This is a genomic window from Clostridium sp. KNHs214, assembly GCF_000744935.1.
Lineage (GTDB): Bacteria > Bacillota > Clostridia > Clostridiales > Clostridiaceae > Haloimpatiens.
This window is the reverse complement of the sequence record NZ_JQMW01000011.1, coordinates 440,669-453,301: the sequence shown is the minus strand read 5'-3', so window position 1 is coordinate 453,301 and position 12,633 is coordinate 440,669. Positions and strand designations below refer to the sequence as shown.

Annotated in this window: 11 protein-coding genes and 1 riboswitch; all 11 genes read left to right on the top strand. The window is 32.4% G+C overall.

Translation table 11 applies throughout. The features are described 5' to 3' along the window. The first annotated feature begins 55 nt into the window (after positions 1–55). Positions 56–2,365: a transglutaminase domain-containing protein gene (locus CC89_RS10725; RefSeq protein ID WP_035292034.1), complete on the top strand. Its 2,310-nt coding sequence runs from the start codon at positions 56–58 to the stop codon at positions 2,363–2,365. A 167-nt stretch (positions 2,366–2,532) separates the two neighbouring features. After that, positions 2,533–3,009 carry a tRNA (uridine(34)/cytosine(34)/5-carboxymethylaminomethyluridine(34)-2'-O)-methyltransferase TrmL gene (gene trmL, locus CC89_RS10720; protein ID WP_035292032.1) on the top strand — a complete coding sequence of 159 codons (477 nt, stop codon included), beginning with the start codon at positions 2,533–2,535 and terminating at the stop codon, positions 3,007–3,009. A gap of 18 nt (positions 3,010–3,027) precedes the next feature. Then, positions 3,028–3,888 (top strand): DegV family protein, encoded by an 861-nt coding sequence (locus CC89_RS10715; protein WP_035292031.1) that lies wholly within the window; start codon positions 3,028–3,030, stop codon positions 3,886–3,888. 169 nt (positions 3,889–4,057) lie between these two features. Beyond that, positions 4,058–4,169: riboswitch (glycine riboswitch) on the top strand. 156 nt (positions 4,170–4,325) lie between these two features. After that, positions 4,326–4,700 (top strand): GrdX family protein, encoded by a 375-nt coding sequence (locus tag CC89_RS10710; RefSeq protein ID WP_035293544.1) that lies wholly within the window; start codon positions 4,326–4,328, stop codon positions 4,698–4,700. 13 nt (positions 4,701–4,713) lie between these two features. Further along, entirely contained in the window at positions 4,714–5,646 is a 933-nt protein-coding gene (gene trxB / locus CC89_RS10705) for a thioredoxin-disulfide reductase (protein WP_035292029.1), read from the top strand. Between the two features lie 222 nt (positions 5,647–5,868). Beyond that, on the top strand, positions 5,869–6,201 hold the full coding sequence (locus CC89_RS10700; RefSeq protein ID WP_035292026.1) for a thioredoxin family protein: 333 nt from the start codon (positions 5,869–5,871) through the stop codon (positions 6,199–6,201). Between the two features lie 150 nt (positions 6,202–6,351). After that, the gene (locus tag CC89_RS10695) at positions 6,352–7,638 is read left to right on the top strand and encodes a glycine/sarcosine/betaine reductase component B subunit (RefSeq protein ID WP_035292024.1); all 1,287 of its coding nucleotides are present in this window, start codon (positions 6,352–6,354) and stop codon (positions 7,636–7,638) included. A 74-nt stretch (positions 7,639–7,712) separates the two neighbouring features. Continuing rightward, positions 7,713–8,183 (top strand): glycine/sarcosine/betaine reductase complex selenoprotein A, encoded by a 471-nt coding sequence (gene grdA / locus CC89_RS10685; protein ID WP_081897037.1) that lies wholly within the window; start codon positions 7,713–7,715, stop codon positions 8,181–8,183. Between the two features lie 37 nt (positions 8,184–8,220). Next, on the top strand, positions 8,221–9,528 hold the full coding sequence (grdB, locus tag CC89_RS10680; protein WP_081897036.1) for a glycine reductase complex selenoprotein B: 1,308 nt from the start codon (positions 8,221–8,223) through the stop codon (positions 9,526–9,528). A 309-nt stretch (positions 9,529–9,837) separates the two neighbouring features. Further along, positions 9,838–11,379: a glycine/sarcosine/betaine reductase complex component C subunit beta gene (grdC, locus tag CC89_RS10670; protein ID WP_035292013.1), complete on the top strand. Its 1,542-nt coding sequence runs from the start codon at positions 9,838–9,840 to the stop codon at positions 11,377–11,379. A 33-nt stretch (positions 11,380–11,412) separates the two neighbouring features. Further along, positions 11,413–12,573, top strand: a complete 1,161-nt coding sequence (gene grdD / locus CC89_RS10665) for a glycine/sarcosine/betaine reductase complex component C subunit alpha (RefSeq protein WP_502685631.1) — start codon at positions 11,413–11,415, stop codon at positions 12,571–12,573. Positions 12,574–12,633: the final 60 nt, after the last annotated feature.

Below are 12,633 nucleotides of genomic sequence, written 5' to 3'. Positions count from 1 at the left end.
TAGAGTTAAAACATGGATTATAAATGGTGAACTGTTAGAGTTGGGGGGAAAAGTATTGAACTGGATAAAAGAGAGAGGGGCTTTAATTTTTGGAGTTCTTGTTAACTTGCTCTTTGCAATGAAGCTATTAAAAGATACTCTAATAATAAAAGGATTTAGTTATTTCTATATTATATTTCTATTTTTAATAAGTTTGCTTATATATTGGATATATAGTTATGGTTTAAAGAAAGGAAAATATAGAATAATAGCTACGGTGGCTATATTGTTATTCTTTTTTTTAATTGTATATAAGAATGAAAGTAATTTTTATGGATTTATTGAAAGGGAGCTTATAAACAATTTCAACGAGCTTTACACATTAACTGAAAAAGCACAACCAACGGCCTTAGCTCAATATAAATTTATGTTTATATTAGCTTTTATATTTGTAGTGCCATTAGTTTTAGCCATAAGCTATAAATTTAACAATTTAATAATATTTATGAATTTAGCTTATGTAACATGCATGTGGTTTTTGGGATATACTGACGATGTTAAGAAAAATTTAAAGCTTTTCTTATTTATCACTTTATTTTCTAGTGGTATTTTTGCTTATAGCAAGATGCGGAAAAAACTTCTTAAAGATAATATTGAAGTGAAGCTTAGTTTTAAAAAAGTAGTTATATTTTGTTGTATTTTTTCATTAATCGTTTCAACTATATCTATAGTTTTACCTCAAAATTTTAAGGGGAAATACTATACTGATTATAAAGGCAATTTTAAAAATAAATTTGCACAGAGTTTCCAACATAGTCCCTTAGATAAAGCTAAGATAAGCTCATATAATTTGAGGTTATCAGGGTACTCAAATAATGATAAAAAACTTGGAGGAAGAATACTGTTAGATGACAAGGTAGCCTTTGAGATGCAGGGGAGTTATATAAAATATATTAGAGGATCTATGAAAAATTATTATAATGGTGTTATGTGGAAAACTAAGAATATATCTTATTGGAAAAAAGAAAATCAAGGCATAAGAGAGCATAGCATTTATAATTCGGGAGAAGGTGAAAGGCGCCAAGTAAAAATTATTCCAAGAGAGATAAAAACAACGTCCATAATGGTTCCAATATATCCTTATGATATTGAAGGAGTCAATGGCACAGTATATTACGATAATACTCCAGTATTTATAAATTCCGAGATACAAAATTCGTTGTATTCCGTAAAATATGTAGATGGAGCGTTGGAAAGCATAGAGGATTTTCAAAAATATTTTAAAATAAATGGGAAGAGTCATACTGCTTATTTTTTAGGTGAAATGATATATTCTCCAGATCAAGAGAAAATATTCTCTAAGAATTCAGATAATGTTAAGGAGGAAAGCTTAGGGACTAATAGTAATGTAATGGATGATGATACTATAAAGGTTAAATACAGAGACTATTTACAGATGCCTAATTCTGTTCCAAGAAGAGTTTATGAATTAACTTATAATATAGTAAATGGAAGCAAAAGCAGTGAAGAAAAAGTAGAAAGAATAATGGATTATTTAAATAAAAATTATCAATATACACTAGAAGTTTTTGATGTACCAGAGGGAAAAGATTTTGTAGATTATTTTCTTTTTGATGAAAAAAAAGGATATTGCACATATTTTGCTACAGCTATGACTGTTATGTGTAGAATAGCGGGTGTTCCTGCTAGATATTCTGAAGGATTTAAAGTGGATAAAAAGGGAGATAAAAAATCTAGTATAAGTGTAACCAATGAAGAGGCTCATGCTTGGAGTGAAGTTTTAATTGATCCAGAAAGGGATATTTGGGCCATAGCTGACTCAGCACCTACACCAGTAGAATATAGAAGAAAAAAGAAGAAAAAGACTACAAACATAAATATAGATAATGTAAAAGTTAATAATAAGAAGAATAAAGTAACAAATATGCAAAATGAAGACTCTGTATCAGATAAACAAGGAATTAAATTCACTAGTAAGCAAATAAAAGTAATTGTTACTGCATTAGCTTTTATGTGTATTTTAGCATTGAGTTATGTACTGTATAGGATTAGAAAAAGAAAAATTATAAAATCAAATAGCATTATACCTCTTTATTGTTTCACAGCTAGAAGACTTAAGAGTATAGATATAATAAGAGGAGAAAGCATAGGAGATAAAGAGTTTGTGTACAGTATAAAGGATGAACAACTAAAAAATAATCTTTTAAGTATGGTAGATGTATATTATAAAGAGCATTATGGTAATATAGTCGATGACGAATTTAACAGGAAGGAATTCATAGAATTTATAGAAAAGTACATACTTTCTGTAGAAGGAAGATTCAAGTATTATGTGAAGCTATTTTTCTATAATTTTATACCATAGGGATTAGTGGGGCGTATATTAGTGTGCTAGAGTGCCAGTGTGCTAGTGGGCTAGGGAAGGGGCATTTTTGAAGTATTTGTTAATAAACTATTATGCGCCTTTACTATTATATATAATTAGGGTAATATAAAGTGGATGTATTCTCGAATTGAGCAGGAGGTAGAAAATTGGAAGAAGATATATTAAACATAGTACTATTTCAGCCAGAAATTCCTCAAAACACAGGTAACATAGGAAGAACATGTGTACTTACTAATAGTAAGCTTCATTTAATAAAGCCCTTGGGATTTGATATAGATGACAAACAGGTAAAAAGATGTGGTTTGGACTACTGGCCTCATGTAAAGTTAGAGTTGCATGAAAACTATGAGGAGATGAAAGATAAATATAAAGATGCTAATTTTTATTTTATAACAACTCATGGTGAAAATTACTATACTGATGTACAGTTTAAAAAGGGGGATTTTATAATATTTGGGAGAGAATCATCAGGACTTCCAGATTATATAAGAGAAAGTTTCCCAGAAAGATGTATAAGAGTTCCTATGGTGGAAACTACCACTAGATCTCTTAATTTATCAAACACTGTAGCTATAGTAGCTTATGAGGCTCTCAAACAGATGGGTTTTCCACACATGAAATAAGAGAGGAGAAATAGCCGCATGGAAAAGATCAAAATTATAACAGATAGCACAGCTGATTTGCCTAAGGAGATAGTAGAAAAATACAATATAGAAGTGCTTCCTATGTTTGTAAACTTTGGGAAGGAATCCTTTAGGGATGGGGTAGACATAAAGTTAGAAGAGTTTTTAGAAAAGATGTATACTTCAGGTGTTTTCCCAACTACTACTCAAGTAAATCCGCAGAGATTTTATGAGTGTTATAAAAAATATATAGAAGATGGATACAAAATAGTTTCCATACATTTATCATCAAAAATGAGTGGAACTTGTCAATCAGCTAAAATGGCTGTGGAGATGTTATTAAGTGACTCTATACTTAAAAATGCAGAAGATATAATAGTTATAGATAGTTTAAATGTCACTTCAGGACTAGGAATTTTAGTTATAGAAGCTTGCAAACTTAGGGAACAAGGAAAGACTATAAAAGAAATTAAGGATGGAATTATAGAAAGAATGCCTCATGTAAAAAGTTGTCTTGCTTTTTCAAGTTTAGATAACCTAGTAAAGGGAGGAAGATTGTCTAAAACAGCAGGAATGATAGGGAGTATATTAGGTATAAAACTTATATTAGAAGTAAAAGATGGGGAAATGGCTGTTATGGATAAAGTAAGAGGTGGAAAAAAGGCTGTAAAGACTATTTTGAGTTATATGGATGAAAAAGGAATTAAAGAAGGCTCAACAAGTATACTATTAAATGCAGATAATAAAGATATATTAGGAGAATTAACAAATAGGATTAATTCAATGGACAGAGAATTTATAGAAGCTCATGTGGGTTGCATAGTAGGCACTCATTCTGGCGGAGGTGCCTGTGGAGTGTTCTTTATAGAAGAATATTAAAAATACATTTATTTCAATTCGGACTTTTATAATTTTATAAATTATTTAACTATTTAATAAACTTATAGTATGTATACAAAAAACCAATGAACAATTTAGGTTTTTTTGTAGAAAATTTATCAATATTCAGTTATAATGTAATCAATAGAGAACTTAATATTTATTATGGATGATGTTTATGGGAGATAACTTACTATATAGTATAGTAAGTAGCCGAAGGAGTAAGTATTGTGAGCCGAAGCAATATGAATCTCTCAGGCAAAAAGGACCTAAAACTGACATAACTCTGGAAAGCCTTATGGGCACCGACGGAGCAAAACTCTCAGGTTATTGGACAGAGAATAAGAGGCACAGACGTAGTCTTTTATTTCTCTGTTTTTTTATATACTTTTTTATATGCTTTTATATGTAAAGGAGAATTTGTTGTGGTAGAAAATATGATAGTAATTACAAACAATCCCTTAGCTAAAGAAAATTTGCAAAAGGAAGAAAGAGTTGTAGAAGTAATATTTATAAATGATAACGTTATGAAAGTTTTTGAAAAAGTTAGGGATTATATACATATAGGACATAGACTTTTGACGCATCCACTTATGAGTAGTGTAAAACCTAATGAAACACCATACAGAACTGTATGTGTGTCAGTAGTAGCTGGGAAATCTTTAGATATGCAATCGTTAACTATTATTGAAAACGCTATAGCTACTACGGATAAGTTTCTGAAAATGGGGAAAACTCCTAATTGGACAGAAAATGTATTAAATGATTTCAAAGTTATAGACTATGATTTAATATATCATGTATTAATTTAAGGAGGATGAAAGGATGGCACATATTTACGATACTATAATAATAGGCGGAGGCCCAGCTGGATTATCAGCAGGACTTTATGCAGCAAGATCAAGAATGGATACTTTATTAATTGAAAGAGCAAAATTTGGTGGTCAAGCAACAACAACTGATGAATTAGAAAACTATCCAGGATCTATTGAAGAGTGTACTGGAAGTAGTTTATCAGAAAGAATGAGAAAACAAGCAGAAGAATTTGGCGTAAATTTTGTTAAAAATGAAGTAGCAGATGTAGATTTCACAGGAAAAATTAAAACAATTAAATGTAAAAATGGCGAAAGTTACGAAGCTAAAACTATAATAATAGCTACTGGAGCATATCCAAGATTAGGCGGATTCAAAAACGAAACAGAATTAAGAGGAAGAGGAGTTTCTTACTGTGCAACTTGTGACGCTGACTTCTTTACAGATTTAGATATCGCTGTTATAGGTGGAGGAGACTCAGCTATAACTGAAGCTATATACCTAACTAAATTTGCTGAGACAGTAACAGTAATTCACAGAAGAGACCAATTAAGAGCTGCAAAATCTCTTCAAGAAAAAGCTTTCAAAAATCCAAAAATTAAATTTATATGGAATTCTGTAGTAGAAGAAGCTAAAGGCGATGAAATATTAGAAGGTTTAGTAATTAAGAACAGAGAAACAGGCGAAGTTAGTGAATTAGAAGTTAATGGTGTATTCGTATTCGTTGGATACCTTCCAATATCAGAAGTATTTAAAGGAAAGGTAAAAATGAATGAAAGAGGAGACATTTTAACTGACGTAGAAATGAGAACAGATGTTGATGGTGTATTTGCTGCTGGAGATATAAGAGAAAAATCATTAAGACAAGTTATTACAGCTGCTGCAGATGGAGCAATTGCTGCTACAAATGCAGAACATTATATAGAAAACAATTTTGCTGAGTAATACATAAAAGCAAAAAAATCTTATAAAATTATAAAACAGGTTTAAAATTTTAATCATAAAGTTCGAAATAAGTCAACTAAAAAATTTATAAAAAAAATTTCGAAATAATTTTGATTAAAAAATTTAATAAAAAAGTTCAAAATAATTAAAATAAAAATTTTAATTATAAAGTTCAAAAAATTATAAGTATTAATAATATAAAATAAATAGGAGGTCTGTAAAATGGTAGAATTAGATAAGACTAATTTTGATGCAGAAGTTATTAATTACACTGACAAACCAGTATTTGTTGACTTTTGGGGAGACAAATGCGAAATATGTAAACAATTAATGCCAGGCGTACATGGTTTAGAGGAAAAATACGCTGACAAAATTAAATTTGCTAGCTTAAACATAGGTGGAGCTAGAAGAGTTGCTATAGGACAAAAAGTTTTAGGCTTACCAACAATGAAAATATACAATGGTGGAGAATGTGTGAAAACAATAACTCCAGATAAAGTAAGCTCAATTGACGATATAGATAACTTCATAAAAGAATACTACGAAACTTTATAATTCGAGTATAAAAACATCGTCATTTGTTTAAATTACAAATAAGATGTGTTAAGAAAAATGTTTTTAAAGACTTTCAGAGGCTTTAGCCTCTGAAGCCTTTAATATAAAAAATCTAATCAGTGTTTTAAATTTTTTAGGGAGGTGAACATCTTGCGTCTTGAATTAGGCAAAATATTTATAAAGGACATGCAATTTGGTAATGAAACTAAGGTTGAAAATGGTGTTCTTTATGTAAACAAAGAAGAATTGTTAAATGAAGTAGGCGGAGACGAAAGAGTAGCTAGTATCGATTTTGATATCGTTAGACCAGGAGAGGAAGTAAGAATAATCCCTGTTAAAGACGTAATCGAGCCAAGAGTTAAAGTTGAGGGTAAAGGCGGCATAATGCCAGGCTTTATGAGTAAAGTTGACATTGTTGGAAATGGAAGAACTCATGTACTTAAGGGTGCAGCAGTAATAACAACTGGTAAAATAGTTGGATTCCAAGAAGGTATCATAGATATGTGTGGAGAGGGTGCAAAATACACTCCATTCTCTAAAACTAATAACTTAGTTGTTATCTGTGAACCAAAAGAAGGAATAAATCAACATCAACATGAAGAAGCTATAAGAACTATAGGATTTAAAGCAGCTGCTTACCTTGGAAAAGCTGGTAAGGAAATCAAACCAGATGAAGTAAAGGTATTTGAAACATTACCACTATTACAACAAGCAGCACAATACCCAGAACTACCAAAAGTAGTTTATGTATACATGTTACAAAGCCAAGGCTTACTACATGATACATATGTATATGGCGTAGATGCTAAGAAAATAATCCCAACATTCTTATATCCAACAGAAGTATTTGATGGAGCAATCGTTAGTGGTAACTGCGTATCTGCTTGCGACAAAAACCCATCATATGTTCATATGAACCATCCAGTAATTGAAGAATTATATGAAAGACACGGAAAAGACTTCAACTTCTTAGGATGTGTAATCACAAATGAAAACGTATATCTTGCTGATAAAGAAAGATCTTCTAACTGGACAGCTAAATTAGTTGAATATTTAGGAGCAGATGCAGTTATAATTTCTGAAGAAGGTTTTGGTAACCCAGATGCTGACTTAGTTATGAACTGTAACAAGATAACAGACAAAGGAATCAAAACAGTACTTATAACTGACGAATATGCAGGACAAGATGGAAGTTCTCAATCATTAGCAGACTCAACTCCAAAAGGAGATGCAGTTGTAACAGGAGGAAATGCTAACGAAGTAGTTGTATTACCTCCAATGAAAAAAGTAATAGGACATCCAGAAGCAGCTAATATAATAGCTGGAGGACACGTTGGAAGTTTAAGAGAAGACGGTTCTATAGAAGCTGAAATTCAAGTTATAACTGGAGCAACTAGTGAAGTTGGATTCAATTACTTAACTGCAAGAGGATTCTAATATCAGTTCAATAACAGTTTAAAAAGAAAAATTCAAATGTCCATAATTAAAACAGAACAGAAAGGATGATTATAATGTTACAAGGAAAGAAAGTTATCGCTATAGGCGATAGAGATGGTATACCAGGCCCAGCTATACAAGCTTGTGTAGAAAGTGCTGGAGCAGAAGTATTATTTGCATCAACAGAATGCTTTGTTTGAACAGCTGCAGGAGCTATGGATCTGGAGATCCAACAAAGAGTAAAGGACTTAGCTGAAAAGCACGGCCCTGAAAATTTAGTAGTAGTATTAGGCGGAGCTGAAGGTGAAGCTTCAGGATTATCAGCAGAAACAGTATGTGCTGGAGACCCAACTTTTGCAGGTCCACTTGCAGGAGTAGAATTAGGTTTAGGTGTTTATCACGTAGTAGAGCCAGAAATTAAAGATGAATGTGATGCTGCAGTATATGATGAGCAATGTGGCATGATGGAAATGGTTCTAGATGTTGACGATTTAATAAATGAAGTTAAAACTGTAAGAGACCAATATTCTAAATATAACAAATAAGAACCCATAACTTTAAATCCTGAAAGGGGGAGAAAAAGTGATTAAAGTAGTTCACTATATAAATCAATTCTATGCCGGAATTGGTGGAGAAGAAAAAGCTGATTATAAACCAGAAGTAAGAGAAGGATTCGTAGGACCAGGAATGGGTCTTAATGGATTGCTTAAAAAAGAAGGAATGGAAATAGTTGCAACAGTAATATGTGGTGACTCTTATTTCAATGAAAATATAGATGAAGCTAAAGCAGAAGTAATAGAAATGGTGAAAAAATATAACCCAGATCTATTCATAGCAGGTCCTGCATTTAATGCTGGTAGATACGGTGTTGCTTGTGGAACAATAGCTAAAGAAGTTCAAGAAAAATTAAACATACCTGTATTAACTGCTATGTACGTTGAAAATCCAGGTGCTGATATGTACAAAAAAGACGTATACATCGTTGAAACTAGAAATAGTGCAGTAGGTATGAGACAGGCGTTACCAGCAATTGCTAAATTAGCTACTAAATTAGCTAAAGGTGAAGCTGTAGGAACTCCTGCAGAAGAAGGATATATTCCAAGAGGAATAAGAAAGAACTTCTTCCATGAAGAAAGAGGAGCAAAGAGAGCTGTAGAATTACTTGTTAAGAAGATAAAAGGTGAAGAATTCGTAACAGAATTCCCAATGCCAAACTTCGACAGAGTAGATCCAAATCCAGCTGTAAAAGATATAACAAAAGCTAAGATTGCTATTGTTACATCTGGTGGTATAGTTCCAAAGGGAAATCCAGATCATATCGAATCTTCAAGTGCATCTCACTATGGAAAATACGATATCGAAGGCGTTATGGATTTAACTGAAGAAACTTATGAAACAGCTCACGGCGGATATGATCCAACTTATGCTAACGAAGACTCAGACAGAGTTATACCAGTTGACGTATTAAGAGAAATGGAGAAAAACGGAGAGATTGGTTCTCTTCACAGATACTTCTATACAACAGTTGGTAATGGAACTGCTGTTGCATCAACTAAGAAATTTGGTGAAGAAATCGTTGCTGAATTAAAAGCTGATGGTGTAGATGCAGTTATACTAACTTCTACATGAGGAACTTGTACTCGTTGCGGTGCAACGTTAGTTAAAGAAATAGAAAGAGGCGGAATTCCAGTAGTTCATATGTGTACAGTAGTGCCAATATCATTAACAGTTGGTGCTAACAGAATAGTACCTACAATTGCTATTCCACATCCACTTGGAAACCCAGCTCTATCTAAAGAAGATGAATATGAATTAAGAAAAGGATTAGTTAAGAAAGCATTAAAGGCTCTTGAAACTGAAGTAGATGGCCAAAAAGTTTTTGAAGACTAATCTGATAAGAAAGTGTTTGGGAACCGTGTGTTCCCAGCACTTTTGTTTAAATAGACGAAACAACTTCTAGTTTAACTAGGATAAGGTCTGTTGAAAATAAAAATTTAGTAATAAGTTAAGAAATAAAAAATTGAAAGTTGAAGAGAAAACTTCCAAAGGAGTTTTTAACAAGATATAGATTAAAAATAAGTTTTGGTGGGGCTCCAATTTAATTGTATATTTTGAATTTTGAAAAGAGATTGTTACTAATTTTTTGTTTTTAATAAAATTATTAAGAATGTATTTTTGAAAATAAGAGGAGGTATTATAATGAGTTTCCCAGTTCTAAAAAAAGCAGCTTATGTGTTAGTAAACACACCAGACATGGTAATACATAATGGTACTACACAAATGTTAGAAAGAGAACAAAATCCAGATTCAGAATACTTAAAAGCTATAAAAAGCCATTTAAGAAGCTATGAGCAGGTTGTTGGATATGCGCCAAACCAAACTTATATAGGAAACATGACTCCAGAGGAATTAGCAAACACTGCAAAACCTTGGCATGCTGCAAATGTTGAGGGTGCTAATAGATTTGGTAAATTTGGAGAAATAATGCCACAAGATGAATTCTATGCATTAATGAAAATTGTAGACGTTTTTGATCTTGTACTTTTAGAAGAGTCCTTTGTTGAAGGCGTAAAAGGAAAAATAGAAGCACATGAATTATTAAAAGATAAGGTAGCAGCTTTAAAAGGTGTAGAAATAGCTGACGTAGAAAAAGCTGTAAAACAAAACGGAGCAGAAGGATTATATCAAGATGGAAAATTAGTAGGATGTGTAAAGAGAGCTCACGAATTTGACTCTAACCTTTCTGCAGAATTCATGCTTGAAAACTTAGCAGTTAAAGCTTCAGGAGTACTTGCTGCTATGTACATTATAAAAGAATTAGATGTACCAGCTGAAGAAGTTGGATACATTATAGAATGTTCAGAAGAAGCTGTAGGAGACATGAACCAAAGAGGCGGCGGAAACTTAGCTAAATCTGTAGGAGAAATAGCTGGCTTCAAGGGAGCTACTGGAATAGATATGAGAGGATTCTGTGCTGGACCATCTCATGCTCTAATTAATGCAGCATCACTTGTAAAATCAGGTATGTTCAAACATGTTTTAGTAGTAGCTGGCGGATGTACAGCTAAGCTAGGTATGAATGGAAAATCACATATAGGTAAAGATTTACCAGTGTTAGAAGATTGTTTAGGAGGTTTTGCAATATTAGTTTCTGAAAATGATGGAGTTAATCCAATCATAAGAACAGATGTTGTAGGAAGACATACTATAGCAAGTGGAGCTTCACCACAAGCAGTATTAGATGCATTAGTACTTAAGCCATTAATTGATAATGGATTTACAATACCACAAATAGACAAATTCTCACCAGAAATGCAAACTTCTGAAATAACTGAACCAGCAGGAGCTGGAGATGTGCCAACACAAAACTACAAAATGATAGGTGCATTAGCTGTTAAAGCAGGACAATTAGATAGAAAAGAATTACCAGCATTCGTAAAAGATCATGGATACCCAGGATTTGCTCCAACTCAAGGACATATTCCATCAGGAGTTCCAATAATTGGTCATGGAATAGATTTAATGAAAGAAGGAAAATTAAACAATTTCATGATCATAGGAAAAGGAAGCTTGTTCTTAGGAAGAATGACTAACCTATTCGATGGTATTTCTATATTGGTTGAAAAGAATACAGGAAAAGTAGAAGAAGAAGGCGGAATAAGCAAGGAAGAAGTTAAAGATATGGTTGCAGATGCTATGAAAGACTTTGCTAACTTCTTAGGAACAAAAGTAGAAGAATAATGCATTAATACATTATAGAAAGGGGTGTTTCGCTTGGCTAGCAACGCTACAAAGGCAATGATTGCTGAGGTGTTTAATGAAATCGCTGAAGGTATCAAAAGTGGAAGCTTTAAGAAGAAAGTAAGAATAGGCTTGACTATTTTAGGCTCAGAGCATGGGGCAGAAGAAATGGTTAAAGCTGCTAAATTAGCTAAGAGTAAATACGGTGATTTTGATATAGTTTTAATAGGATCAAAAATTACTGATGAGTTCGAAACTATAGAAGTAAGTGATGCAGAAGAAGGCCATAAGAAAATGGTTGAACTTCTTGAAAAAGGCCAAATAGATGGCTGTGTAACTCAACACTTTGACTTCCCAATAGGAGTATCTACTGTAGGAAGAGTAGTAACTCCAGGTTTAGGAAGAGAAATGATATTAGCTACAACTACTGGAACTACATCAACAAACAGAGTTGAAGGTATGGTTATAAATGCAATATCTGGTATATCTACGGCTAAAGCCCTAGGAATAGAAAATCCTAAAGTAGGTATATTAAATGTTGATGGAGCTAGACAAGTTGAAAGAATATTAAATGAAGTTAAAAACAGAGGATACAAATTTGATTTTGCTGAATCACTAAGAGCAGATGGTGGAGCTGTTATGAGAGGAAATGACCTTCTTGCAGGTACTCCAGATGTAATGGTATGTGATTCATTAACAGGAAATCTTCTTATAAAAATATTCTCTTCATTTACTACAGGTGGAAATTATGAAACAGTTGGATATGGTTATGGACCAGGAATTGGTGACAACTATGATAAACTAGTTAACATAGTATCAAGAGCATCAGGTGCTCCACTTATATGTGAAGCTCTAAGATATTGTGCTACTTGTGCACAAAATAAAGTTTTATCTATTGCTTCTGGAGAATTTAAAGCTGCTAAAAAAGCAGGTCTTCAAGAAGAAATAGATAAAGTTACTAAAAAAGCAGCTCCAGCTGCAGCTGAAGAAGTTAAAATGCCACCTAAAAAGGTTGTAACATTTGCTATTCCAGGTATAGATATACTTGAACTTGAAGATGCTTGTAAATCTCTTTGGAAAGAAGGAGTATACTCAGAAAGTGGAATGGGATGTACAGGTCCTGTAATTCTTGTGGCAGAAGACGAAAGTGAAAAGGCTCAAGAAGTACTTAAAAAAGCAGGTTATATAGGATAAAAACAAGTAAAAAATAATTAGAAAATAATTAAAAAAACACACTACTAAATTAAATAAAAA